Genomic DNA, 25420 nt, shown 5'->3' with positions numbered 1-25420 from the left:
AAACCCACCAGTGACTATTATATTTGGACTTCTGAACATCGCATAGCGATATGTGGTGTTCAGAATAACAACATTATTCAACCAGAAGGCACGGCCAAAATATAGATGAAAGTCGGACTTTTTATCCCCTGTTACATAGACCAGTTTTATCCACAGGTAGGCGTTGCTACTTTGGAACTACTCGAAAAATTGGGTTGCGAAGTAGGATTCCCCCTCAACCAGACCTGTTGCGGCCAGCCTATGGCCAATTCCGGATTTGAGCACCTGGCAGGATCATGCAGCCAGTTATTTATTGATAATTTTTCGGAATTCGATTACATCGTCAGCCCCTCGGGAAGCTGTACGCTGCATGTCAAAGAGCATGTCGGTATTCATCCCAAAGGCGGGATTTACGAACTGACGGAGTTTATCAATGATGTACTCAAAATTGACAAACTGGATGCCAGGTTTCCTCATAAAGTCGGATTGCACCAAAGCTGTCACGGACAACGCGGTCTGAAGCTTTCACAGATGAGTGAACTCAATGCTCCCGGTTTTTCGAAGCCCGAAAAACTCCTCAGGATGGTCGATGGCCTTGACCTGGTCACGCTTGACCGGAAAGATGAATGCTGCGGTTTCGGCGGTACTTTCTGTGTGACAGAAGAAGCAGTGTCTGTCAGGATGGGGATTGACCGCGTCAGAGACCATGTTAAAAATGGTACTGAGGTGCTTACCGGTGGAGATACCTCCTGCCTGATGCACCTGGAAGGGATCATCAGGAGAGAAAAACTGCCGCTGAAAGTAATGCATATTGCCGAAATCCTAAACTTCTCGAACTGAAATGCAACATTCAGAAGCTGCCGATATATTCAATAAAGATGTTGAACGGACCACCTGGCATGATGAAACATTGTGGTGGGTGCGTCAGAAAAGAGATAAAGTGGCCTTCCAGATTCCTGAGTGGGAATCGCTCCGGGAAACGGCCTCGCAGATCAAAAATAATGTCCTTTCCAATCTTCATGACTACCTGGTCTCATTCGAAGAGCAGGCCATCAGAAACGGGGTGAAAGTACACTGGGCTGCCGATGCGGAAGAGCATAATCAGATTGTTTTATCGATACTAAGGGAAAATAACATCAATTCATTGAGTAAGAGCAAGTCTATGCTGACGGAAGAATGTCACATGAACGAGTTTTTGTCTCATAATGGTATTGATGTCATAGATACGGATCTTGGCGAGCGGATTGTGCAGCTACGCCAGGAGCCTCCGAGCCATATTGTTATGCCGGCCATCCACCTTAAAAAGGAAGATGTCAGCGATACATTTCATGAGCACCTGAACACTGAAAAGGGTAATAATGACCCCCAATATTTAACCGAAGTAGCCCGTCATCACCTCAGGGAGAAATTCCTGGAAAGAAAACTGGCCTTGACCGGCGTTAATTTCGCCGTAGCGGAGACCGGAGAGTTTGTGGTTTGTACCAACGAGGGCAATGCCGACATGGGAGCCCACCTCGCGGATGTACATATTGCCTGTATGGGTTTTGAAAAGATTATCCCGAAACGCGAGCACCTGGGCGTTTTTCTCCGGTTGTTAGCCAGGTCTGCTACGGGACAGCCGATTACTACCTATTCTTCCCATTTCAGAAAACCACGTGAAGGGCAACAGATGCACATCGTGATTGTGGATAATGGTCGCTCTACGCAGCTGGGGAGAAAAGACTTCAGGAATTCTTTGAAATGCATCCGTTGTGCCGCCTGTATGAACACCTGCCCGGTGTATCGCCGGAGTGGCGGACACAGTTACCATAATGCCGTAGCGGGGCCTATAGGCTCTATTCTGGCTCCTAATCTGGACATGACCAAATTTGCCGATCTGCCGTTTGCATCCACTTTGTGCGGTTCATGCTCCAATGTGTGCCCTGTGAAGATTGATATTCATGATCAGCTATATAAATGGAGACAGGTGCTGGTTCAGAGCGGCCATGCCCCGACCGTCAAGAAACTGGGTATGAAGGCCATGAATTTTACCTTTTCACACCCTGCAGCGTATCAGTTGGGTGGGAGTGTAGGACGCAAAATCATGAAGGCTTTGCCTTTCCTGGTAAATAACGGAATGAACCCATGGTTTAAAAACAGGGAAATGCCTGAGCCTCCGTCGGAAAGCTTCAGAGACTGGTATAAAAAGAACCGGAAAAAATAATGAGTTCAAGAGAAAGTATATTGTCAAAAATAAAGGCCAGTCAACCGGAGCAGAGAGCCCTGCCGGGTCTTACGGGTTTAAACCTGCAGGTTGATTTGGTGTTTCAGAAATACAGGGAAGTATTGACTTCTATCGGCGGAACTGTGGTTGAAGTTGGTTCTTTTGATGAAATCAAGACATTTATCATGAGTGAATATAATACCTCATTAAGGTTGATCACGACTTTACCTGAGTTAGCAGATATCGCCGAAACCGGCTGGCTGGAAGCAGATCCCCATAGCCTCAGTGATGTTGAGCTCACGATCATCCGGGGTGTTTTCGGGGTAGCTGAAAACGGGGCCGTCTGGCTTACAGAAAAAGAAATGGGACAGCGGGTTGCCCCGTTCATTTGTCAGAACCTGGCTATTGTCATCCAAAAAGAAAATATTGTGGCAGACCTGCACCTGGCCTATGAGAGGATCGGAAACGAAGAAAATAACTTCAGTACTTTCCTGGCAGGGCCGTCTAAAACCGCTGACATTGAGCAATCACTGGTGCTGGGAGCCCATGGCTCCAGGAGTCTGGTGGTGTTTGTTTTGTAGGCTTGTGCCTCGAGGCATGGGCCTACAAAACAAACGCAAAATCAATTATTCTGCATCTTTGTGAACATCTTTGAATTTCAGCATATCAAAGAGTTTTTGTTCCTTATCATTGTCGAATCCGCAGGAAGTCCTGAATTCTTTAGGATTTTCATAAGTACCGAATAGCATATCCCACCAGACTATATCGCCATAATTGTTCGTGTGTTTGTTGTATTCATGATGTATCCTGTGCATTTCAGGCCGTTGAAAGACATACCCGATCCATTGAGGCGTTCTGACGTTTGTATGATAGAAAAATTCTCCGAGAGCTGTGCAAAGTGTATAAATTCCACCTGCTTCCAGACTGAGTCCGAGAAGAGAATAAACGAGCAAACCACCGATAATCGAGTTTACCGTCATTTCCAAAGGATGTTTGTAAAAAGACGTAATTACCTCTATACGCTGCGGGCTGTGGTGTATCTGGTGAAAACGCGTCCACAGAAAGTCAACGGTGTGTCTCCAGCGATGCCACCAGTAGAAAATAAAGGTGGCAATGAAGTAGGCAATGAGTCCTCCGAAAACAGGATTAACATGGTCTGAAAGGTTAAACAATGACCATGTTGAAAACCATTTTTCCCAGGTTATACCTGCGAGCGTCACAACGCCAAGCTGAACGAAGTTTATTCCTAAAACTCTGATTGTCCAGGTCGGTACCTCAGGTAATTTCCACCCGGGAATAATCCGTTCAAGAATAAAACAAAGTCCGAATACGATAAAGATGATGGTAAGCATTTGCCAGCGGTTAAAAGTTGTTTTGTGTTTTGGATCGTTCGGGAAAAGCCTGATTTTTCCTTTAAAAAACTTAAATATAAAGTCGGTAAAGGGGCCTCAATGATAGAAATTAATAAGCGAAGAGCATGTGGTCGGGGTTGCCGGATTTTTGGGTAGGGACTCAATATAAGCCAGGCCAGAATGATCGACGCTGAGCGTTGTTGAGGGATTGTTCGCATAGTGAATATAGTTTTAAAGTTTATGCTGCAAAACTCAGAACTTATTTATTATGAACAATTGACAAAAGTCAATTGTGAAGTTTTATTTCACCATTTCTTAGCCCTTAATCTGCTCAGGGTTTCAAAACTGATACCCAGGTAGGAAGCGATGAATTTCAGAGGAACACGATTACTTATATCAGGGAAAGAAGTGACCAGATGCCGGTAGCGTTCATCGGCGGTTTTCTTTCTTAAATTCTGGGTACGTTGCTCACTTAAAACATAATAACGCTCGGTTAACAAACGGCCCACCTGGTTAAATTCAGGGTATTGAAAATACAATTCGTTAAGTTGATCGTAGGAAATAGACCATAAAACACAGTCTTCAAGTGTTTCAATCATTTCTTCGGTCGGCATCTGGGTATAGAAACTGATAATGGAGATCACAAAATCTCCTTCTTTCATAAACCATGAATTGATTTCATTTCCTTCTCTCAGGTAATATCCTCTCAGGCAGCCCTGTTCAACAAAATACATGTGGTGGGCTGTTTGCCCTTCTTTTAGAACCAATTGTTTTTTGGGTATTATCTCCCTGACGATGGAGTTTCGCAGCGTATCTTCAAATTCCGGACACATTGAAGGCCATAGCTGTCTGGTGATTTGGATTAATTCTTCCATGTTATGTGATTATTATATTTTTTTTGTTGTGATTTTGGATGGGTTGGCCCGAACCTCGACGGCGGCTCCGTGCCTCGAGGCACGGAGCTACGCCTCCCAAATACCGTTTTTGAATAGTTGATACCATTTTTCTATTTCACTCTCTTCCCATAATTCGATTTTCCTGAATATCTCTCTTGCAAATTCTATCGGGGCGGTTCCGTTGGCGGTGATGATATTCTGATCTGAGGCAAACATTTCGGGCTGATAGAGGGCGTCTCCTTTGTATTCCGGTGCGACGGCTTTGAGGTAATTCAGGTCGTTGCTCACATGTTTTACATTATCCAGGTAACCCTTGGAGCCCAGGAATGTCGTGGCGGCACATATAGCGGCTATTGGTTTCCGGTGGTCATGAACTGTTTTTGTCAGTTCAGATACAAATTCCAGCTTTCTTTCATTCCAGTCTTCTCCGCCGGGAAGTACCAACAGCGAAACATCATCTGCTATTACTTTTTCGATGGATATATCAGGGAGGATTTTCAGGCCACCCATGGAAGTGACAGGCCCGCCATCCTTTGAGAAGGTGATCAGGTTTACCTTTTCACTTTTGTGAAGTTCGGGTGTCAGATATGCGATTTCCCAGTCAGAGAAACCATCAAAGAGGAATAGATAAATGTTCATTACTGATATGTTTAGACGGACGGACCGGCTTAAAAATAATCAGTATTTTAAACTTTCTCAGTACAATAAGAAATAATTTTTTTTGATTGCAGCAATTGTGATTTGATTGAATTTAGAAATTATTCCTTCACATCCTTTTTCAGGTCAGAATTTGTGAGCGTTTCCTGATAGTTTTTGATGTGATAAGGAAACTCGCTTTCGTAAATCTCCGATGGAATTCCCCCGATAGAAATTTCAAAACCGTCTGTCTCTGTTCCTTCTATGGAAGCAGAATTTCCCTTAATTTCAACTCCTTCTGTTGTGAATACCCGGAGCTTTGGAATGTTCAGGGTTGAAATCGACTTTTCATCCTGATAATAATTAAAGCCGATGGTGTTTTCAAGGCAATAGTCCCTGATGTAGTTACAGTCGTGGTGCGTATTTACCAGTTGAATAGAACCGGATACTATGCTCATAGGTACGTCGGCTTTTCCGAGGCTGGTTGAACCAAACCTGGCCCCATCTAACCAGATATCATATTGCTTGTTCATGCGGATTTGTTTTACAGAGATGAAAATTTACATATTTCTACAAGTTACGCTTTATTTCATGGATAATGCTATAAAATTATCCGGAATGAGATCATGACGGGATTTGTTCGTCGCAGTGCCGTGCCTTGAGGTTCCGACCTACGAAAATATTGCATTTTTCTTTTTTTCTCTGAAAATCCGGAATAGATTCAGAAAAACAGCAAACAGGATGACAATTATAATCTCATTTTTTAATTTGTGATCATTCCAGCAGAAATTGATCAGAAGTAAAACAGAGACGCCAACCCAGATTTTTTCGAACAGACCCGAAGTTTTCCAATGGGTCAGACCAAGAATAAAAGCGGTAACAACATAAGCCCATCCGATGAAAGCGGGTGAGCCCATAGGGGGATCAAAATCGTCAAGCCTGTGCATATACATATACGAGGCTCCTCCGATGACCGTGGCAGACAGGATCAGGGTCCATATTTGCTTTTTCTCCAGGTGTTTTTCGACCAGGAAGCCGGAACCGATCATCATAAACACAAGTATGACCCAGTTAAGAAGACCAGCCCCGTAAAAAGGATGAGTTAAAAGCCTGTACCACTGCCATGGCTCCTGCAGATTGGCCGGATAGACCAATATGAATAGCTTGATTTTTGAATAAGCAATGGTCAGAACATTCGTCACCAGGAATACCAGTACCAGGGAAATGGCAATTTTGGGTTTTATGTTTTTCAGGAAGGGCTTCATTTTAGTTTTTTTAGATTTTTTCTGTAAGATTTTGCTGAACAATCTTAGCTATCTTGACTCCTTAACGGTGAAAGTTCTAAACTGCGATAACTCAGACAACAAAGGCTGAGACTGGCAAAAAACAGAATCACCGCCACCATAGAAGTGGATGTTCCGTCTGAAAAATAACTCACCGTAAATGACGATAAAGCATTGATGCCCATTTGAAGGAAACCCGAAAGGGCAGAAGCCACACCGATATTGCGGGTAAATGGCTCAAGTGACAATGCATTCAGATTAGGGTTGATGATCCCGGTGAAAAGCAGGAAGAAGGCCAGGCAGGTAAAAATGGCCGGGAAGGAATCAAGTCCGTAATAGGTTAATGCCGCCAGTATCAAAGCCACCAGGAACAGCAGGCTGCCGAGGATAATGACCAGTTGCTCACTTGTTCTCCATTTGATCACCAGCCTGTTGACCTGCGATCCGAGGATGTAACAGGAAGCATTCAGTCCGAAAATCATACCAAATTGCTGTTCAGTCAACCCGAATTTATGCATAAACAGAGACGGTGAGCCAGTAATATAGGCAAACATACCCGCAGAGGCACTCGAAAAAGCTATGGTATATAAAATGAACCGCTTGTTGCCTAAGACTTCTGCATACTCCTTTAAAACTGCTTTGGGGTGAAGCGAGAAGCTTTTGTCGGGTTGTTTTGTTTCGGGTAAAAAGAATATGACGCTCAGGACAAGAAAAAGGGATATAACGGCCAATAAGGCAAAAATCGCCTGCCAGTTTAACGTTGTCACGATAAAGCTGCCCAGGGTCGGGGCCACAATAGGAGCAATACCCATGACCAGCACGAGCATCGAAAATACCTTGACGATTTCTTCTTTGGCAAAAAGATCACGGGCAATGGCCCTGTTGGCTACGAAACCCGCACATCCGCCAAAAGCTTGTAAGAACCTGAAGCCCACAAACTGCTCCACATGGGTTGCAAACAGACAGGCCAGCGAAGCCAGCAAATACAGCGACAGACCAAAGATCAGCGGCTTTTTTCGCCCGAACTTATCCATCAGCGGACCATAGAAGAGCTGCCCGGCACATACACCCACAAAAAATCCGGCCAGTGAAACTCCTACAGCGGCTACATCAGTATGCAGGCTGCGGGCAATGGCCGGAAATCCCGGAAGATACATATCGATGCTGAGCGGCATCAGGGCCGATAACACACCCAGCAGGATGATCAGCTGATAATATTTCTTGCGGGTTTCTATCACAAATCCTTTCCAGGGAGATTACAAAGTCTCGATAATGATGTTATGGTTGGTATAAATACAGATGTCAGCTGCAATGGAAAGGCCTTCCTGTACCATTTCTTCAGCAGAAAGGCTTGAGGCGTGTTTTTTTAATGCAATAGCGGCTGACTGGGCATACATGCTGCCCGAACCGATGGCGGCGATCTGGTTATCAGGCTCCAGTACGTCTCCTGTACCTGATATGATCAGCAATTCTTCTGAATTGGCTACGATCATCATGGCTTCCAAGCGTCTCAGGTAACGGTCCATTCTCCAGTCTTTGGCAAGTTCAATGGCCGCTCTTTTCATATTGCCGCCATAGGCATTCAGTTTTTCTTCGAATTTCTCTATCAGGGTAAAAGCATCAGCCGTTGATCCGGCAAAGCCCGCGAGGATTTTTCCGCCGGCCAGCCTTCTTACTTTTCTTACGTTTGATTTGGCTACGGTGTTACCCATAGTAGCCTGTCCGTCAGCCCCTAAAGCGACTTTTCCATTGTGTACGATTCCCAGTACGGTAGTTGATTTAATTTTCGTCATGTCATTTGATTTGTTAAAATCAAAATCCCCTCAAAACAAGGTTCAGAGGGGATTTTGATGGTTTATATTCCATGCAGATTAAACAGATGTTTACAGGAAACTGAAGAAAGCTGCAAATGAGTACTTTCCACTTTTTCCATTCTTTCTGATTAAACCAGCAATTTATAAGGCTCTTCCAGCAAATCTTTCAAAGTTACCAGGAATGCAGCACCTGTTGCACCGTCCACCACTCTGTGATCGCAGGTCAGGGTCAGTTTCATTACATTGGTAGCATAGAATTGCCCGTTTTTAACCGCAACAGTTTCTTTGATACCACCCACAGCCAGGATACATGATTCAGGCGGGTTGATGATAGAAGTAAACTGTTCGATACCAAACATACCCAGGTTACTTACCGTGAAAGTGTTACCTTCCCAGTCCTTAGGCTGTAATTGTTTGGTTTTGGCTTTGCCACCAAGGTCTTTGGTTTCAGCAGCCAGGGTAGAAAGCGACTTGGTGTCGGCAAATCTGATGACAGGCACGAGGAGTCCGTCTTCAACAGCCACCGCCATACCCACGTGGATATGGTGGTTACGACGGATTTTGTCGCCCAACCAAGAAGAGTTGACATTCGGGTGTTTGGTCAGGGCTACAGCAGCAGCTTTGATGACCATGTCATTGAATGATATTTTGACAGGAGACATGGCGTTCATGGCCGTTCTGGCCTCCATGGCTTTGTCCATATTGATTTCCATGGTCAGGTAGAACTCAGGAGCAGAGAATTTAGACTCCGAAAGTCTTCTGGCGATGGTTTTACGCATCTGGTTCAGAGGAATATCCTCATAGCTTTCCTGGCCTGTCAGTGACGGCGAAAGCTGGGTTTTAGCGGCTGCAGGAGCGGCAGGGGCTGCTTTAGGAACATAGTTGTCGATATCCGACTTGATGATCCTTCCACCTTCACCTGATCCGGCGACAGTGCCGAGGTTAATGCCTTTTTCTTCTGCCAGTTTCTTGGCCAGCGGTGAGGCAAGTATTCTTTCACCTGCATTGGAATGCGTTACAGCAGGAGCTTCTTCTTTTTTAGCCGGGGCAGCAGCTGCAGCAGCCGGGGCGGCTTCAGCGGCTTTCGGAGCTTCTGCAGCAGGTGCTGGGGCACTTCCATCGGCAGCGTTGGCTTTCAGTAAAGTCTCGAAATCAGCTCCTTTTTCACCGATAACGGCGATAACGGAATTGACCGGTGCAGCTTCACCTTCTTTAACGCCTATATAAAGTAAAGTACCGTCTTCATAAGCTTCGATTTCCATCGTAGCCTTATCTGTTTCGATCTCAGCCAGCATGTCGCCTGATTTCACAGAATCACCTACTTTTTTCAGCCAGGCGTGAACCACACCTTCAGTCATGGTATCACTCAGAAGCGGCATGGTAACCAGTGTCGCTTTGATAGATGAGGTATCTATGGCCGGAGCGGCTGCGGCAGGAGCTGCAGGGGCTTCGGTTTTCACTTCTTCTTTGGTTTCTGCCGGAGCAGCGGCAGGGGCTGAAGTACTTCCACTCAATAAACTCTGAAAATCTTCTCCCGGATTTCCAATCACTGCAATGATCGCATCGATCGGCACAGCTTCGCCTTTCTGAACTCCGATATGAAGAATGGTGCCATCGTAGTATGACTCCATGTCCATCGTGGCTTTATCTGTTTCAACTTCAGCTAAAATGTCACCCGATTTTACGACATCACCGACTTTAACATTCCATGCGGCAATTACACCTTCTTCCATGGTGTCGCTCATCTTGGGCATCCTGATTACTTCTGCCATAATTTATAGTATGTCTTTATTTTTGCTTAGAATTAATTCGTTTCAAAATTAACAGAATCCGTCTGAAAACTTATAAACTCAGCGAGTATATTTTAATTAATTTTCAATACGGCCATGAAAGCTTCCTGTGGCACTTCCACGTTTCCGATCTGTCTCATACGCTTTTTACCTTTCTTCTGTTTTTCGAGAAGTTTACGCTTACGGCTGATGTCACCACCATAACACTTGGCTGTCACATCTTTACGCATTGCTTTTACGGTTTCTCTCGCAATGATCTTCGCACCGATGGCCGCCTGGATGGCAATTTCGAACTGTTGTCTTGGCAAAAGCTCTTTGAGTTTTTCGCAAAGTTTCTTACCCCAGTCATAGGCTTTGTCTCTGTGTACAATGGCCGAAAGGGCATCCACAGGATCGCCGTTCAACAGGATATCCAGCTTTACAAGGGCTGATTCTTTATAGCCGGCCAGTGAATAATCAAGGGAAGCGTATCCTCTTGAAATGGTTTTCAGCTTATCAAAGAAGTCAAATACGACTTCCGAAAGCGGCATTTCAAAAGTAAGCTCAACCCTGGTGGCTGTCAGATAAACCTGGTTTTTAACAATACCACGTTTTTCCATACACAAGGTCATGATCACACCCACATAATCTGCGGCGGTGATGATCTGTGCATTGATATAGGGTTCTTCGATAGAGTCGATCAGGTTCGGATCAGGCATTTCTGAAGGAGCAGATACCTGTATGGTTTCTCCTCTCTTGGTCTTCAGGATGAATCTTACGGAAGGTACCGTCGTGATCACCGTCATGTTGAATTCCCTCTCCAGACGCTCCTGCACGATCTCCATGTGCAGCATACCCAGGAACCCGCAACGGAATCCGAAGCCAAGGGCGGCAGAGGTTTCCGGTTCCCAGATCAGGGCGGCATCATTCAACTGGAGTTTTTCCATGGCCTCACGAAGTTCTTCAAAATCCGTGGTGTCTACGGGGTAAATACCCGCAAATACCATCGGCTTAACTTCTTCAAATCCATGAATAGGCACAATGGAAGCATTATCTGTATGCGTGATGGTATCACCGACTTTTACTTCTTTGGCAACTTTTATACCGGAAATCAGGTAACCTACGTCGCCGCATTCCAAAACATCACGAGGCTGTTTTTTGAGCTTAAGACTTCCGATCTCATCCGCAAAATATTCTTTACCAGTGGCGATAAACTTAACTTTATCTCCTTTTTTGATTCTTCCGTTTTTAACCCTGAAGATTACCTCAATACCGCGATAGGAATTGAAGACAGAGTCAAAGATCAGGCCTTGCAGCTGACCGTCGGGATCTCCGACAGGATGAGGAATTCTGTGAATAATGGCCGATAAAATATCATCTATACCAATACCTTCCTTGGCACTGGCTAAAACTATGGTGTCAGGATCAATACCCAAAAGGTCGACGATCTGGTCTTTCACCTCTTCCACCATCGCTCCGGGCAGGTCAATTTTATTGATCACCGGGATGATTTCAAGGTCGTGTTCCAGGGCCAGGAAAAGATTGGAGATGGTCTGGGCCTCAATACCCTGGGCGGCATCAACGATCAGCAGGGCTCCTTCACAGGCAGCTATTGACCGTGAAACTTCATAACTGAAATCGACGTGACCGGGGGTATCTATCAGATTGAGGGTATATTTCTCATTTTCAAAGAGATAATCCATCTGGATGGCGTGGCTCTTGATGGTGATTCCACGTTCTCTTTCGAGGTCCATGTCATCCAGAAGCTGAGCCTGCATCTCTCTCGAAGTTACAGTTCCGGTAAATTCCAACAATCTATCCGCCAGCGTGCTTTTACCGTGATCGATATGGGCAATAATACAAAAATTACGAATGTGCTTCACTAAATCTTATGAAATTGAAATGTAATTGTTTCCGGAAGATACCGGAAACAGGCTTTTTAAAGTTTTGCAAAATTATAATAAAATAGGGAAAGTGCGGTAGTTTAGGGATATTTATTTAGCAGCAGGCTTTTAACGTCTGAAGGGGAGAAAAGAAAAAGGAGTAAAGAAAAAGGACGTGTCCGGATCCGGAAAAGTTTCCCTTGAAACAAAGCTTACCGACACAAGATGTTGTTTATTCCATTTTTCTCCACTTAGCCCGTAACACAATCCCTGTCTTCATTTCCAGATCCTCTGGTAACTCAGGTTAACCCCGTAGTTATCATTGATCAGGTCACCCTGGTCTATGCCCACACTTACTTTGATGTTTCCTTTCAGTTTGGCAGCGGGTACATAGCCCGTGAAAAGCAGCGACATCTGGTCGGCGGGACCCATCGCTTTTCTCGCCGTGCCGAAGTTTCTGCTGAGAGATGCCCTCATTTCAAGGTCTACCGAATTCAGTTTTGCATTCATTCCGATGAAAAAGGCCCTGATCCTGTTGTTGTTGGAGTAAAACTGCATGGTCGTGTTCCTTTTCTCTATTCTTATTTCCGGGTCCGGAATCATAAAGGGCGTGCCGATCGTCATCCGGTTATAAGACCAGCCGTCGAGATACTGTGCGTGATTGAAATAATAGGTATCGTTTCCGAACTGACGGTCTTTCAGCCCCAGCAAACGGGGCAAACCCGCCTGGTAGCTGCCCTGGTTTTTGGTGAACAGGAACTCAAAAACAAATCGCCGGAAAATTGTTTTTTCTGCCAGGCTCGTTAAGGATAAGCCATAAAGCCCGTCGTCGGCATTGGTGAGACTGCTGAAAGTCTGTCCTGTCTCAAAAATCGTCTGTTTGTATAACATCAGGTTGGTTTTCCTGATCCTGATTTCGCCTCCGATATCAAACTGCCCCACGTGATTGCCAAACCTGTTTTCCAGCTCAAAATTGGTATAGCCTGAAGTCGTGTCACGCAAGGCTTTAAATGGCAAAACCACTTGTTTGTAGGTAAACCAGTTGCTGGGCAATTTCCCGTTTTTAAAACGGCCGTCCCACGCCGGAATATCATACTTGGGTTTTCCTCCCCACTGCACATTGTGCAGGATACCGCCATAAAATTTAACTTTGGAGCCTGCTTTTCCGATCCTGCCGTACAAGGCTTTCTGATGCAGATAGTAGTTCTTTACATATTCCTGGTCCATGAACCATGCGTGGCTGTAATGCCCTTTGATAAACAGCCATTTGAAGATTAATTTCCGGTATTCGGGAATGGCCAGCTGGACTTCAGGCATTGGCAGCGAGTTGCCTGACCAGGTGACAGAGCCACTGCTTAAGGTGCTATCTACGATGCCATGGACCTGTTTTTTACGCCCGCCCATAACGGAGAAAATGCCCAGGTCAAATTTAAGATAAGCTTCGGGTAACAGGAACTGTGCCTGGTTGCCTACGACCACGGCCATGTCTGCTCCGTAACCAAACTTGAAAAACTTCCCGGTAGTGTCTTTTTTGGATGTTACAGATTGACGGAACAAAACGGTATTGCCTGTTTTTGGAATCACCCCGAACTGATTGCTACGCATCCAGAAAGGAATTTTATTGTTGATGGAGTAATAAGTGCCCAGCTCTACTTTGTATTCATAAGGTCTTACTTTTTGAGCGTATGCAGTCGGCAAACAGGCAAAGCCTGTCAGAAAATAGCTCAGATAATTTAGTAAATTCCTCATTTGGATTTATAAGAAAGCGTATAGAAATGTGTGATTGCAAAAACCAAGCCAAGCTTAGGTAGTTACCCAGCGGATGAGCTGGGCTGTCAGGTATCCTCCATAAGTACCTATGGCATAGCCTAATACCGCCATCATTACCCCGATGGTGACCAGTGACGAATGGAACGCTGCCGCTACTACCGAAGCAGAAGCTGCTCCGCCAACGTTGGCCTGCGATCCTACTGCCATCAGGAAATACGGAGCCCTGACCAGTTTGGCAGCGGCGATGACAAAGACAGCATGAATAAGTATCCAGATGATGCCGATCCATAGTAAACCAGGGTTGTCGGCAATGGCGAATAGATTCATTTGCATACCTATGGAGGCGATCAGGATATAAAGGAACAAGCTGCCGATTTTAGAAGCCCCCACATGCTCAAGTTCTCTGAACGAAGTACGTGACAAAATAATCCCGATCAATGTCACAATAGATACCACCCAGAAAAAGCCGGAGGTAAGACTGAATTGTTCAAGCTGGGGGTAATTGGTTTTGATAAAAGGCGTAATCAGGTCAGACAGGAAGTAAGCCAGACCGGTAGATACAAAGCCGACGGCCAGTATTTTTATATAATCGTAAAGCTCCGGGTGCTTTTGTTTATCCAGGCTGTCGGCCGTTAATTTCTCCTGTATTTCGTGGATCATGACCGGATCGGCTTTGATCCACTGATTGATGCGGTCATTGTAACCGACACCCACCAGCAGTAAAGCCAGCCAGATTTCGGCAACAATGACATCAAGGGCAACCATCTGGGAAAACAGGTTGGGGGAGGGCTGAAACACTTCTTTTAAAGCGGTTTGATTGGCTCCGCCTCCGATCCAGCTGCCTGCAATGGTCGCCAGGCCCCTCCATACTTCGTCAGCTCCCGTGCCTGAAAAAACAGAAGGATAAAGGCTTTTGATGATCAATGCCGCAACAGGGCCGCCGACAATGATTCCTAAAGATCCTGCGAAAAAAACGAAAAGAGCTTTTGATCCTAACATCCTGAGCATTTTCATGTCAAGGCTCAGGGTGAAATAAACGAGGCAGGCAGGTAACAGATATTTGGAAACAAAAGGGTAGACGCCTGAAGTTTCACCTGAAATGATATGAAACGAATTGAGTAATCCCGGCAGAAAATAACAAAGCAGGATAGGAGGAAAAAACCGGTAGAATTTTTTCCAGTACCGGTTAGCCGAATTTGAAGTATGAAAAACAAGAAGAAGGATACCACTTAGTATTCCGGCTACTACAGCATCGTTTGTAATCAGGCTTTTTTGGTCCATAAAGGTTTAATTATTTAGACGTTCAGGGCAGATTAAGCTTTTGTATCGAAAAAACGGCATTGCCGATAGGGCATATGATTACCTGTTTTTCTTTTTCAGGCACAAAAAATATATATACCGTATTTTGACCGATAACCCTTACTTTTTTTGTTCTTGAGTCGGCGAAAGTAATCAGATGGTCAGGTTTGGTAGTGCCGGCTTCTATCTGGCTTTTCAGTTTGGTGCCGCGACCGATTTCCACCCCGATAAACGGTGAAATCAACATCGCTAAAGAAATCAGCATTATTTTCCCGCTGGACAATGTTTTGGCAGGTTCTCCCTCTTTCTTTTTTTGGAATTTACGGAAAAAAAATCTGAAATACAGAAACGACAGCCCGAAGAATACCAGCAAAAATACCGTCAGAATGGGATTGCCGGTAATAAGGCTGATGGGAGAGAGCAGGATGTCGGAAAGGGAGGAGTAATTGAGAATGTTAATTCCCAGCAGTTTATAAAAGATGCTTTCAGTAATTAAACCAAGAATAAGTAAATAGATATAACCCAGGGACAGGTACTCCTGGAGACCGAGATTTTTGATCATGGCAGGTCAGTTAAAGTAAATATGGAACATAAATTTTTCACTTTCCAAAAATAAGGAATTATTGCAGATACTCTGACAAAGAATTTGCAAATCTACTTTTAATCCGGGTAATCAAATGAAAACAATCACTTAGTTCCGGCTTACAAGTATGGAAGATGACCGGCGATCCGGTTATAACGTTTACGCCAGGGTTCATGATGCGGACAGGCCCGTTTGAAAAGTGTAAAATCAGGGGTCTGGATACCTCCCGAAAAGAAGGTTTTCCGGTACATCAGGGACCCGTGGATCAGGCCTCGGGAATGAGGGTGTTTTATCTGACCGATGCCTACGGAAATAGGCTTGGATTCGGCAGGTCGCCGGCATTAAATTCACGAAAAAACGGAGGTGAGTTTCCTGTAATAATCAGTTCTGAAACCAGGTTTTAAAATGTGATGAGTTTTGATTAAGTAGTTGAATGTCAGTATGATATGAAAGGTAAGAAGAGCTATAAAACAAAACACACAGTCCACAATTCGGGACTGCGTGTCGCAATTACACTTCATCAACAAACTAAAAACCAAATAATATCTTTAGCATTTACAAATATGCAAAAAAAATGACATGAAAGAAATAAAAATAAGAAATTTTCTTCCATGTCACACGATGCTGTAGGAGGGGGATTCGAACCGCCCACGATGCAGTTAGCCAAAAAGCAAAATTTGGTGGTCAACCCCAGTCGACTTTGGAAAAAACCCGTCCGGCTTTACTTTTCGTTTATCCTGAAACCACCACCCCCGAGACAGGAGGGCACGGCTGCCAGTTTCGTCACCCTACATTATTTATAAGAACTAAACCAACGATTAAAAACTAATTTGTGGTTTTGTTTAACAATGCAAAGTTAATATGAAAAACCATTTCGATGCAAATTATTTATAAAAATTATCAATATTTAGGATAATATTTAGTTAATTTGGTGAATAGTTAAATTGTATTTAGTTTGTAAAAATAATTCATTCTTAAATCTGAATATTTTATATCATGGAAAAGTATCCCGGCATTGACGAAACCGACCTTAAAATCCTGACTTTACTAAGCAATGACGCCAAAATGGCTTATGCAGAAATTTCTGAGAAAGTTTTCCTGTCGCCGGGAGCGGTGCACACCCGGGTCAAAAAGATGGAAACTGCAGGAATCATCAAAGGTAGCAGTTTAATCATCGACACCCAAAGGTTAGGCTGGGATATCTATGCTTTTCTGGGTATTTACCTTGAAAAAAGCTATCTCTATGACGATGTGGCCAAACAACTGGTCGAAATCCCTGAAATCGTCAACATCAATTACACCACCGGGATATACAGTATTTTTGTTAAACTGGTGTGCCGGGATACCGCCCATCTTCGTGAAGTGCTGCACGACAAAATCCAGAAAGTGCAGGGGATTCAAAGAACCGAAACATTCATCTCGCTGGAAGAAAGCCTTTCAAGGACGGTGCCGATTATTTAAAGGGGGAGAAAGGAAAACGGCAGAACGGAGATAAGGTAGAATGCTTGTTTGTCCTGAGCTTTGTTCCGATGGGAAAGAATATTTATTATAATTTTTGTAAATATATGTTGCCCGGGTTTTTAAATTCAAGAAGGCTGCCGGATCAAGTCCGGCAGCCTTCTTAGCTAAATTCTTTTCGCGATTATGGCAAAACCACTTTCACCACCACCGGCTGGTGGTCAGAAGGGTATCTTTGTTCCAGTGCATCGGTAAGCACACCATATTTCAGTACTTTAATGCCTTTGCTGATAAAAATATAGTCAATCCTGGTTTTCAGAGGAGCGTCAAATTTGAAGCTGTTGAAGGTTCCTTCCGGTCCGTAAGCAGGTAATACTGAAACGGCTTTGCTGTCATTCAGGATGGTTTGCATGGCTTTGATTTGTTCCGTATCAGGGGTTGAGTTGAAGTCACCCGTACAAATCGCGGTAGCACCTTTGGCGATTTCCTGGATTTTTTTCACCATCAGTTTACCTGATTCTTTTCTCGCTTCCACACCTTGGTGATCAAAGTGCACATTGAAGAAATAGAAATCTTTTTTGGTCCTCAGGTCTTTAAATTTGGCCCATGAACAAATCCTGTTGCAGCATTTGGCATCCCAACCCTTACCCGGCACATCCGGAGTTTCGCTCAGCCAGAAATTGCCTGATTCCAATACTCTAAAACGGTCGTTTTTGTAGAAGATTGACGAGTGCTCTCCGGCTTCTTTTCCGTCGTCCCGGCCCACACCCAGGTAGGTGAATTCTTTCAGCTCCGAGATGTCCTGCAGCTGACCATGAAGGGCTTCCTGCACTCCGAAAATGTCAAATTCATGGTATCTGATCAGGGCTTTTACATTTTCTTTTCTGTTTGGCCAGGCATTGACGCCGTCATTCGAGGTATTATATCTGATATTGTAACTGGCTACAACGATAGGCGTTTCTTTCTGAGAAAATGCTGCTGTAGTGGTAAAAAGGGCTGCCATAAGGCATAAAATGATTGCTTTCATTGATTTTGTTGTTTTTTTAAGGTTGGTAAAATCTACCCCCAAAGTAAAAGCTATTTTGCGGAATATGTAACATGCATTCCGCAAAATAGCTTTGAAATTATTTACCAGCCCGGATTCTGACCCAGTGCCGGATTCAGCAGACGGTCGGTTTCAGGGATCGGGTACAGGTAGTATCTGTCATTCCATTTTCTTGGAATATTATTCAGCCAGGTCAACTCTCCTGAGGTGTCGTTCGACAATCTTTGCGGATTGGCTACACCACTGACTGTTTCGGCTACGTTGATGTAAGTCACGCCTGGCAATGAAGTGGCGGGTTTTACTTTGTAGAAAACCACGTCCATTTTCCCGTCTTCGTTAAGGTCCATCGGAACGTCAAGGGCGGGTACATAGAAACCATTCCAGGTCTGTTCCATCAGCTCGCCTCTTTTCCAGCGGATGATGTCCTGAAAACGAAGGCCTTCCAGTGTCAGCTCAATGCCTCTTTCACGACGGATTTCAAGTAAGGTGGCGTCGTTGATGGCAGGGAAATAATTAGCCTGAAGGTAAGTATCCACTACGGCAGGTTTGGCGGTAAGTCCCCCGGTAATGCCGGCTCTCTTTCGCAATGCTCCGGCTGTTTTGGCCCAGTCGTCGTTGGTCAGTGTACCTAATTCCGCTTTGGCTTCTGCATAATTCAGCAATACTTCAGCGTATCTCATGATCGACATCGAGTTGTCGTTACGTGATCCGCCGTCATAATACATATCATCCAGTGACCATTTGATCGGCATATAACCTGTGTAAGTGTAAGAGAAGACAGGAGGGGCGGCTTCCACGGCTCCGCCGTTGATCCTCGTATAATTTCCCATCCTGATGGTTTGCTGCAGTCTTTTGTCTCTTCCTTTGACTTCTTCTGCAAAGGTCATGGTTTTGTAACCTGCTTTGCCTGTAAACGGTGTCCCGTCGATGTTCAGGTAAGTGTTTATGAAAGTACGGTTAAAGCTGATTCTGGCCCCGTAAGTGGCACTGGTCCACCACCAGTTGGCGTCGTTAAACACACTCAGTGCAGGGTCCACAACGGCAGAAAGCATGATTTCTGAAGTAACCGGCAGTTTGTTTGTAAACAATTGTCTGTATGATTTATCGGTTCCTCCGGCTTCGTTCAGCGAGAACCCGCCTTCTTTCATCACCACTTCTGAAGCAGCAACCGCTTCGTTCAGCCATTTGTTGGCTGTTCCGCCAAGGTTATAGCCGGTCTGGTATTTTCTGAAAGTACCTTCAAACAAACAAACCCTTGATTTGAAACCGTAAGCCACATATTTGGTGATCAGCGTTCTTGAATTGTCGCTGGTGGTCCTGATGTTTTTGCAGGCATAGTCCAAATCAGCCAGTACAGAATCCATCACCAGGGTGCGTGAGTCACGGCCATTGAAAAGGTCCTTATCGGTTACATCCATGGCTTTGTTGATCCAGGGCACGTCACCGAATCTGACTACTTTCTCAAAGTAAAACCAGGCTCTGAAAAAACGGGCCAATGCGATGTAATGGTTCCTGGTCTCTACCGGAATGGCCGGATTGTCACAGTTGTCGATAAAGTAATTGATACTTCTGAGGTTTGTCCAGCTCCATCCCGAGCTCTGACGCGGGCCAAAGGCTCCTTCTCTCAGGAAATCAGGTACCTGCGTTCTTGCACCGTAATCGGTCATGGCGTCGCTCTGATGCACTGCACTGGCTGATGGCAGGATGTTGTAAAACGAGTTGGCGTACAGTTCCAAACCTTTTTCGCTGCCGAAAACGGCATTTTTAGAGGCGGTAGATTCCGGCACCTGGTCCAGTTGCTCACAGGCTACACCTGCCAGAGCTAAAAGTATAATCCAAAGATATTTTGCTTTCATTTCGATAAGAATTAATAATTAGAAGGTAGCTGACAATCCTACCGTAAAAGTTTTTAAAATCGGATAATTGTGTCCGTCACCACTGGTTCCGCTGGTTACCACCTGATCTGAAGCGGTAGCACTTTCCACGTCCATGTCCCTGGTGATTTTGTACATAGGAGAGTAAGACCATAGGTTTTCTCCCGACACAAACACCCTGGCTCCGTTCATACCCACTTTCTGAATCAGTACTTTAGGAAGGTTATAACCCAGCTGAACATTTTTCAACCTGATGTAAGCCACATTCTGAAGGTATTTGGTCTGGGCTTGTTTCAGCTCTCCCTGGCCGTTCTGGGCCACATACCCTCTGTATCTTGGCAGATAAGCATTCGGGTTGCTTTCAGACCAGATGTTATCAATCTGCCATGACGGAAGCTTGTTGTAAGGTCTGTTGTATTGTCCCCAGAAAGTTCCGGCTTCAGCACCCGGCCACCAGTCCTGCTTGCCCACACCCTGGAAGAAACCTGAAAAAAAGAAGTTGTTCCAGTCAGCTCCCAACATGACACCATAAGTGTATCTTGGGGTTGTATTACCGATCACCTTCATGTCGCCCGGGCTTGCTACGGTGTTGTTTCCGTTGTCAATCACCCCGTCGCCGTTCAGGTCGGCAAACTTGATGTCACCCGGCAGCCATTGTCCGGTGTTTGAGGCTTTGAAGAGGTTTTGCTTAGGTGAGTTTTTAACATCTTCTGCAGAAGTAAAGAATCCGGCAGTGGTATATCCCCAGATTTCGCCTACGGTTTGTCCGGCATAATAATCGCTCAGACGCTGATCAGGGTTATTATATTTGTCAATTTTTGAAGTGTAATCCGACATCGTCAGACGGATCTCATAACCAAGTGGCTTGGAACCCAGGTTTACCTTATCTCTCCAGGTCAGTACGGCTTCCCATCCTTTGGTCGTCAGGTCGGCGTAGTTACCTTTGGGAACGTTCGTTCCGAACACGGCCGGTAAAGTCATACCCACGGTAAACATATCCGTAGTTTTTCTCCAGTAGGCATCGGCAGTCAGTGAAAGCCTGTTGTTCAGCAAGCCCACGTCAAGACCCACATCTCCTGTAGTAGAAGTTTCCCAGGTCAGACCTGCAGGGATAACACCCGGCATAGTGGTTTGCTGTGGTTTGATACCGTTCAGGATCCTTCCTGACTGTGAGATGGCAAACTGCTCCTGGAAGGCATAGGAACCGATGGTACCGTTACCCAATGAACCATAAGAAGCCCTGATCTTTAAGTCGGTAATCGCTTTAGGAGAAACTTTCCAGAACGACTCATTGGCTACTCTCCAGCCCACTGATACAGAAGGGAAGAAAGCATAACGCTGATCGGACGGGAATTTGGAAGAACCATCATAACGGCCGTTGATTTCAACCAGGTATTTTTCGTCAAATGCATAGTTCAGACGATAAAAACCACCCAAAATAGCCCAGTTCTCTTTTCCTCCTGAAGTGGTGATCGATTGACCCAAGGCCAGGTTGATGTCTGTGGCGTCTTCATAAATGATCCCGTTTCTTACGGCTTCCAGTCTCTGGTAGTTTGATTGCTCATAGTTGTAACCTACGAGCACCTTCATGTCATGTCTGCGGCTGAATTTAGGCTCGTACTCAGCATAAAGGTTAGAGGCTGTGTAAAGCGTTTCCCTGTAGATATTCTGAAGGTCATTGGTGTTGGTACCTACATATTCAATGACACCCGGCTTTCTGCTGTAAGGCACAGCCACTCTCGTTCTGTATTCGTTGTTATCGGTATTCTGGAACGTGAAGTTACCGTTTATCCTCAGTTTGTCACTGAAGAATTTCGAGCTGAAATCCGTGGTGTTACGGAACACCCTCTTGTCCATGTCGATACCGTTTTTGCCGTACCAGAAATCACCTACTGTATACGCCGCCGAGTAAGTAAGTGTACCGTCCGGGTTGAACATCGGGGCCATAGTGTGGCCTTCATCCGAGATGTTTCTCCAGATACTTCCCCCTTCACCAACGTTCAGCGGGTTGTGGTATTTCATGGATGAAAAGTCAGCGTTGTTGGTCACTTTTAACCATGGATACAACTGGATTGAGCCCTTGGCTCTGACACTCAGGATCTTGTAATCATCCGAATTATATTTAAATAAACCTTCCTGGTTGTAATATCTTCCGGTCACATAAAAATCAGCTTTTCCGCTGCTGCCTGAAAACGACAGGTTATGTTCCGTGGCACTGGTGTTCTTTTTGTACAATTCCTTGTACCAGTCCATGTTCTCATAATACACATACTCTCCGTTGGAGCCAACTTCTGTTTTAGGCAGGCTCGGGTCCTTGTCACGACGCTCCAGTTCTGCAAGATAAGCCGGAGAAAAACGGACGGTCTTATTCACGTTCTGAGGAGTTTGTGAATAATCGTTCCATGCCGACCAGCCTTCGTTAAACATTTTGGCAAACAGGTAACCGTTGGTAACGAAATCAGGCGTAGCCGTAGGACTTTTGATCGACTGATTGACCGAATAAGTCACACTTGTTCTGTCTTTAACCGGGTTCCTGGTGGTGATCAGAACCACCCCGAAAGCACCTCTGGCACCATAAATAGAAGCCGAAGCAGCATCTTTCAAAACAGAGACCGAGGCTACATCGTTAGGATTCAGACGGCTCGGGTCACCTTCCACACCGTCGATCAGCACCAGGGCGTTACCACCCTGCCCGATAGAAGTGGTACCTCTAATGTTATACGAAGGTGACTGGATAGGCTTACCGTCACCCATTTTCAGGTTCAGGTTAGGGATAACACCCTGCAAACCTTGCGTAAGGTTAGGTAAAGACCTGTTTTCAAGCACTTCGCTGGTCACCTGGTCTACAGCCCCGGTAAGGTTAACTTTCTTTTGCGTACCATACCCTACCACCACAATTTCCTGCAATGATTTGGCATCCGATTTCAGGCTTACATTGAATACACTCTGGTTGTTTAGCAGCACTTCCTGTGTCTGAAAACCCACAAAGGAAAACACAAGCGTTGTTTCCTCTTCCTGTACGGTAATTTTGAATTTACCGTCTGCATCCGTGCTTGTTCCGTTTTTCTTTCCTTTCGCTACAATGCTCACGCCTGGCAGCGGCTCATTGTTTTCATCTGTTACCCTTCCGGACACCGTCCTTTCGGCGAGTCCGTTGAGTACTCCTGCCATGGCGGGTCCCGTCAGGGCAAAAAGCAGCAGCATAGTGGTTCCGGTCCGTTTGAAAAAACGGCCTCCAAAACATACAAATCCCTTCATAATGTTGAATTTTTGACTTTTTTAAGCAGAAATTAGACTATTCTGATAAAAAATTAAGTGATAGAAAGTTTAATAATACAATAGTTTCAGGGGACAAATGTATAGCAGCCAATGTTACCTGAAATTTAAATCGGGATGCTTAAGATTAAGGTTTTGTTAGGCGGGGGCGGCCAAGGTAGGAATGTAACTGGGTATTTTATTTTGTTGGTAAAAAAGAAATTCAAAAAAGGAAAAAGTATTAGCATATACGAACAATGTTCGGGAATATGCTATTTTTTAGTGGAGATTATAGTTACTTCTCCGAAGTCAGTTTTGTAATATTTGTTTCGTATATATTTTTTTGTATTTTCGTATGCTGTAACTCGGAAGGTGTTCTTTTTTATCATTGTTAACTAACAAAATATGGATTACCAATTTGAAAACTTAGGAGATGAAAGATTTCAAGAATTTTGCAGTACATTGATAGCAAAAGAGTTTCCTGATTCACAATCGTATCCTGTTGGGCAACCTGACGGTGGAAGAGATGCGATTGCATACTTAATGGATTCAAATAAGAAAGATTTCTATGTATTTCAAGTCAAATATGTTAGAGATCCAAATAGTATCAAAGATACTTATAGATGGCTAAGTGATGTAATTAATAAAGAAGCCCCTAAAGTTGATGAACTTACTACAAGAGGAGCTAAAAGATACTATTTACTTACTAATTTAAAAGGAACCGCTCATTTAGATAATGGCTCAAAAGATAAAATTAACAAAATCCTAGAGGATAAAATTTCTATCTCTTCATTGTGTTGGTGGAGAGATGATCTATGTAGATTAGTAGAAAAAGATTCTATATTTAGATGGTCATTTCCTGAACTAATTAATGGACAAGATGTGCTAAATTCCCTGGTGTTTCAAGGGATAAATGAAAGTAAAGAAAGGAGAGAATCAATAGTTAAAGCTTATTTAGCTGATCAATATTCAATTGATAACGAAGTTAAATTTAGGCAAATTGATTTGCAAAATAAATTGTTGGATTTGTATACGGATGTTCCAATCAGGATCAAAAAGCTTAACGAAAAAGATAGATTGTTGAAAAAAATGCTTGATCTATTCGAACGAAGTTACAGGCGGTCATTTTATAATGAAGATTTGTCTCATTTTGATGAAATAGAAAATGTTGGGGCGGCTAGTTTTCTTCTTCATCCCAAAGTACAAAGTCAATTAGAACGGGTTCTACTCGAAGGAGGGCCGGGTCAGGGGAAGTCAACAATTTCTCAATTTATATGCCAAGTTCACAGAGCCAGACTCCTAAATAAGGAAAGTGATGTTCAACTGATCCCGGAGCACATGAGAGTTACTCCTATTCGACTTCCTTTTAAGATAGACTTAAGGCACGTCGCAATGTGGGTTGAGAACAAAAATCCATATCAAAGTAGATTAAATGAAGAGCAGTTTAAGTCAATTTCAAGAAATTCGCTCGAATCATTCTTAATAGGACATGTGTTATATCATTCACAATCTGATAGTTTTAATTCAGATGATCTAAATGTAATTCTTAAAAATAGTTCTGCATTATTTGTCTTTGATGGTTTTGATGAAATAGCAGATTTGAAAATTAGAAAAGAAGTAATAGAATTTATAAACAAAGGGATAAATAGGATAAAGGAGAATTCAAAATCTATTCAAATAGTAGTTACTTCACGTCCAGCTGCCTTTTCAGATACTATCGGATTTTCAGTTGATGAATATCCCCATTTTCAACTGACAGATATTACCACGAAAACTACCAAAGAATACGTCGAAAAATGGATAAAGGCTAGTAAGTTAGATAGTAGAGAATCCGCTGAAATTAGAAGGTTAGTCGAAGAAAAACTACAACTACCTCACCTAAAGGATTTAGCCAAAAGCCCAATGCAATTAGCAATTTTTATAAGTTTATTGAGGACTAGAGGGGAATCATTGCCGAATAAGAGAACCGCTTTGTATGATAGCTATATTGAATTGTTTTTTAACAGAGAATCGGAAAAAAACTACACTATTAGAGATCACAGAGACTTAATAATTGATATACATCAATATCTTGCTTGGATTTTGCATTCTGAAGCTGAGTTATTAGGTAATAGCGGAAGTATTGGAATTGATGAATTAAAGCAACGGTTAAAGCAATATTTAATAAAAGAGGGACACAAAACGGACATTGCGGATAATCTATTTCATGTTCTTCAGGAGAGAGTTTGTGCCCTTGTTTCAGGGTACAAGGGACTTATGAATTTGAAGTACAGCCCTTAAGAGAGTATTTTTGTGCGAAATATTTATATAATACTTCACCC

20 protein-coding genes are annotated in these 25420 nt (G+C 44.0%); 5 read left to right on the top strand and 15 right to left on the bottom strand.

Annotation, left to right across the window (positions count from 1 at the left end; genetic code table 11):
* Positions 1 to 105 precede the first annotated feature (105 nt).
* The 3 genes from GVN16_RS02695 to GVN16_RS02685 are packed head-to-tail and all read left to right on the top strand — an operon-like array spanning position 106 to position 2763.
* On the top strand, positions 106 to 819 hold the full coding sequence (locus GVN16_RS02695) for a (Fe-S)-binding protein (RefSeq protein WP_166562285.1): 714 nt from the start codon (positions 106 to 108) through the stop codon (positions 817 to 819).
* Between the two features lies 1 nt (position 820).
* Complete coding sequence (locus GVN16_RS02690; RefSeq protein ID WP_166562284.1) at positions 821 to 2182, top strand: lactate utilization protein B; 1362 nt, start codon at positions 821 to 823, stop codon at positions 2180 to 2182.
* Complete coding sequence (locus tag GVN16_RS02685; RefSeq protein WP_166562283.1) at positions 2182 to 2763, top strand: LUD domain-containing protein; 582 nt, start codon at positions 2182 to 2184, stop codon at positions 2761 to 2763. The genes GVN16_RS02690 and GVN16_RS02685 overlap by 1 nt, the downstream gene beginning before the upstream one ends.
* Before the next feature lie 45 nt (positions 2764 to 2808).
* Here the strand turns inward: GVN16_RS02685 and GVN16_RS02680 are convergent, their stop codons facing one another.
* The 12 genes from GVN16_RS02680 to GVN16_RS02625 all read right to left on the bottom strand — a co-directional run bounded on the left by GVN16_RS02680 (position 2809) and on the right by GVN16_RS02625 (position 15446).
* Positions 2809 to 3534: a sterol desaturase family protein gene (locus GVN16_RS02680; RefSeq protein ID WP_166562282.1), complete on the bottom strand. Its 726-nt coding sequence runs from the start codon at positions 3532 to 3534 to the stop codon at positions 2809 to 2811.
* A gap of 305 nt (positions 3535 to 3839) precedes the next feature.
* Positions 3840 to 4409, bottom strand: coding sequence for a Crp/Fnr family transcriptional regulator (locus tag GVN16_RS02675; RefSeq protein WP_166562281.1), 570 nt, complete (start codon positions 4407 to 4409; stop codon positions 3840 to 3842).
* Positions 4410 to 4496: 87 nt separating this feature from the next.
* A complete protein-coding gene (locus GVN16_RS02670; RefSeq protein WP_166562280.1) occupies positions 4497 to 5069 on the bottom strand; it encodes a type 1 glutamine amidotransferase family protein in 573 nt (190 codons plus the stop codon).
* Between the two features lie 119 nt (positions 5070 to 5188).
* On the bottom strand, positions 5189 to 5599 hold the full coding sequence (locus GVN16_RS02665) for a hypothetical protein (RefSeq protein ID WP_166562279.1): 411 nt from the start codon (positions 5597 to 5599) through the stop codon (positions 5189 to 5191).
* A 138-nt stretch (positions 5600 to 5737) separates the two neighbouring features.
* Positions 5738 to 6331, bottom strand: a complete 594-nt coding sequence (locus tag GVN16_RS02660; protein ID WP_166562278.1) for a rhomboid family intramembrane serine protease — start codon at positions 6329 to 6331, stop codon at positions 5738 to 5740.
* Positions 6332 to 6375: 44 nt separating this feature from the next.
* On the bottom strand, positions 6376 to 7587 hold the full coding sequence (locus GVN16_RS02655; RefSeq protein ID WP_166562277.1) for a multidrug effflux MFS transporter: 1212 nt from the start codon (positions 7585 to 7587) through the stop codon (positions 6376 to 6378).
* An 18-nt stretch (positions 7588 to 7605) separates the two neighbouring features.
* A complete protein-coding gene (gene hslV, locus GVN16_RS02650; protein WP_166562276.1) occupies positions 7606 to 8142 on the bottom strand; it encodes an ATP-dependent protease subunit HslV in 537 nt (178 codons plus the stop codon).
* 149 nt (positions 8143 to 8291) lie between these two features.
* Positions 8292 to 9935, bottom strand: a complete 1644-nt coding sequence (locus tag GVN16_RS02645) for a pyruvate dehydrogenase complex dihydrolipoamide acetyltransferase (protein WP_166562275.1) — start codon at positions 9933 to 9935, stop codon at positions 8292 to 8294.
* A 92-nt stretch (positions 9936 to 10027) separates the two neighbouring features.
* Entirely contained in the window at positions 10028 to 11815 is a 1788-nt protein-coding gene (lepA, locus tag GVN16_RS02640; RefSeq protein ID WP_166562274.1) for a translation elongation factor 4, read from the bottom strand.
* 276 nt (positions 11816 to 12091) lie between these two features.
* On the bottom strand, positions 12092 to 13564 hold the full coding sequence (locus GVN16_RS02635) for a capsule assembly Wzi family protein (protein ID WP_166562273.1): 1473 nt from the start codon (positions 13562 to 13564) through the stop codon (positions 12092 to 12094).
* A 54-nt stretch (positions 13565 to 13618) separates the two neighbouring features.
* Complete coding sequence (locus GVN16_RS02630) at positions 13619 to 14866, bottom strand: DUF819 domain-containing protein (RefSeq protein WP_166562272.1); 1248 nt, start codon at positions 14864 to 14866, stop codon at positions 13619 to 13621.
* A gap of 22 nt (positions 14867 to 14888) precedes the next feature.
* On the bottom strand, positions 14889 to 15446 hold the full coding sequence (locus GVN16_RS02625; protein WP_166562271.1) for a hypothetical protein: 558 nt from the start codon (positions 15444 to 15446) through the stop codon (positions 14889 to 14891).
* A gap of 1017 nt (positions 15447 to 16463) precedes the next feature.
* Between GVN16_RS02625 and GVN16_RS02620 the strand changes: the two genes are divergently transcribed.
* Positions 16464 to 16928, top strand: coding sequence for an Lrp/AsnC ligand binding domain-containing protein (locus GVN16_RS02620; RefSeq protein ID WP_166562270.1), 465 nt, complete (start codon positions 16464 to 16466; stop codon positions 16926 to 16928).
* 181 nt (positions 16929 to 17109) lie between these two features.
* Here the strand turns inward: GVN16_RS02620 and GVN16_RS02615 are convergent, their stop codons facing one another.
* The 3 genes from GVN16_RS02615 to GVN16_RS02605 form a co-directional block, all read right to left on the bottom strand.
* The gene (locus tag GVN16_RS02615; RefSeq protein WP_166562269.1) at positions 17110 to 17952 is read right to left on the bottom strand and encodes an endonuclease/exonuclease/phosphatase family protein; all 843 of its coding nucleotides are present in this window, start codon (positions 17950 to 17952) and stop codon (positions 17110 to 17112) included.
* A gap of 101 nt (positions 17953 to 18053) precedes the next feature.
* Complete coding sequence (locus GVN16_RS02610; protein WP_166562268.1) at positions 18054 to 19826, bottom strand: RagB/SusD family nutrient uptake outer membrane protein; 1773 nt, start codon at positions 19824 to 19826, stop codon at positions 18054 to 18056.
* An 18-nt stretch (positions 19827 to 19844) separates the two neighbouring features.
* Complete coding sequence (locus tag GVN16_RS02605) at positions 19845 to 23102, bottom strand: TonB-dependent receptor (protein WP_166562267.1); 3258 nt, start codon at positions 23100 to 23102, stop codon at positions 19845 to 19847.
* A 402-nt stretch (positions 23103 to 23504) separates the two neighbouring features.
* On the opposite strand from GVN16_RS02605, the gene GVN16_RS02600 reads away from it, so the two are divergent.
* On the top strand, positions 23505 to 25379 hold the full coding sequence (locus tag GVN16_RS02600) for an NACHT domain-containing NTPase (protein ID WP_166562266.1): 1875 nt from the start codon (positions 23505 to 23507) through the stop codon (positions 25377 to 25379).
* The last annotated feature ends 41 nt before the right edge of the window (positions 25380 to 25420 follow it).

The organism is Emticicia sp. CRIBPO (genome assembly GCF_009905725.1).
Lineage (GTDB): Bacteria > Bacteroidota > Bacteroidia > Cytophagales > Spirosomataceae > Leadbetterella.
This window is presented reverse-complemented; position numbering and strand designations above follow the sequence as displayed.

What these genes read in the sequence shown, in the direction of transcription:
- GVN16_RS02675 (WP_166562281.1), bottom strand. Translation starts at nt 4,409, where the DNA reads ATGGAAGAATTAATCCAAATCACCAGACAGCTATGGCCTTCAATGTGT.
- GVN16_RS02635 (WP_166562273.1), bottom strand. Translation starts at nt 13,564, where the DNA reads ATGAGGAATTTACTAAATTATCTGAGCTATTTTCTGACAGGCTTTGCC.
- GVN16_RS02615 (WP_166562269.1), bottom strand. Translation starts at nt 17,952, where the DNA reads ATGAAAGCAATCATTTTATGCCTTATGGCAGCCCTTTTTACCACTACA.
- GVN16_RS02600 (WP_166562266.1), top strand. Translation starts at nt 23,505, where the DNA reads ATGGATTACCAATTTGAAAACTTAGGAGATGAAAGATTTCAAGAATTT.
- hslV (WP_166562276.1), bottom strand. Translation starts at nt 8,142, where the DNA reads ATGACGAAAATTAAATCAACTACCGTACTGGGAATCGTACACAATGGA.
- GVN16_RS02620 (WP_166562270.1), top strand. Translation starts at nt 16,464, where the DNA reads ATGGAAAAGTATCCCGGCATTGACGAAACCGACCTTAAAATCCTGACT.
- GVN16_RS02625 (WP_166562271.1), bottom strand. Translation starts at nt 15,446, where the DNA reads ATGATCAAAAATCTCGGTCTCCAGGAGTACCTGTCCCTGGGTTATATC.
- GVN16_RS02690 (WP_166562284.1), top strand. Translation starts at nt 821, where the DNA reads ATGCAACATTCAGAAGCTGCCGATATATTCAATAAAGATGTTGAACGG.
- GVN16_RS02685 (WP_166562283.1), top strand. Translation starts at nt 2,182, where the DNA reads ATGAGTTCAAGAGAAAGTATATTGTCAAAAATAAAGGCCAGTCAACCG.
- GVN16_RS02660 (WP_166562278.1), bottom strand. Translation starts at nt 6,331, where the DNA reads ATGAAGCCCTTCCTGAAAAACATAAAACCCAAAATTGCCATTTCCCTG.
- GVN16_RS02670 (WP_166562280.1), bottom strand. Translation starts at nt 5,069, where the DNA reads ATGAACATTTATCTATTCCTCTTTGATGGTTTCTCTGACTGGGAAATC.
- GVN16_RS02605 (WP_166562267.1), bottom strand. Translation starts at nt 23,102, where the DNA reads ATGAAGGGATTTGTATGTTTTGGAGGCCGTTTTTTCAAACGGACCGGA.
- GVN16_RS02610 (WP_166562268.1), bottom strand. Translation starts at nt 19,826, where the DNA reads ATGAAAGCAAAATATCTTTGGATTATACTTTTAGCTCTGGCAGGTGTA.
- GVN16_RS02665 (WP_166562279.1), bottom strand. Translation starts at nt 5,599, where the DNA reads ATGAACAAGCAATATGATATCTGGTTAGATGGGGCCAGGTTTGGTTCA.
- GVN16_RS02645 (WP_166562275.1), bottom strand. Translation starts at nt 9,935, where the DNA reads ATGGCAGAAGTAATCAGGATGCCCAAGATGAGCGACACCATGGAAGAA.
- GVN16_RS02695 (WP_166562285.1), top strand. Translation starts at nt 106, where the DNA reads ATGAAAGTCGGACTTTTTATCCCCTGTTACATAGACCAGTTTTATCCA.
- GVN16_RS02680 (WP_166562282.1), bottom strand. Translation starts at nt 3,534, where the DNA reads ATGCTTACCATCATCTTTATCGTATTCGGACTTTGTTTTATTCTTGAA.
- GVN16_RS02630 (WP_166562272.1), bottom strand. Translation starts at nt 14,866, where the DNA reads ATGGACCAAAAAAGCCTGATTACAAACGATGCTGTAGTAGCCGGAATA.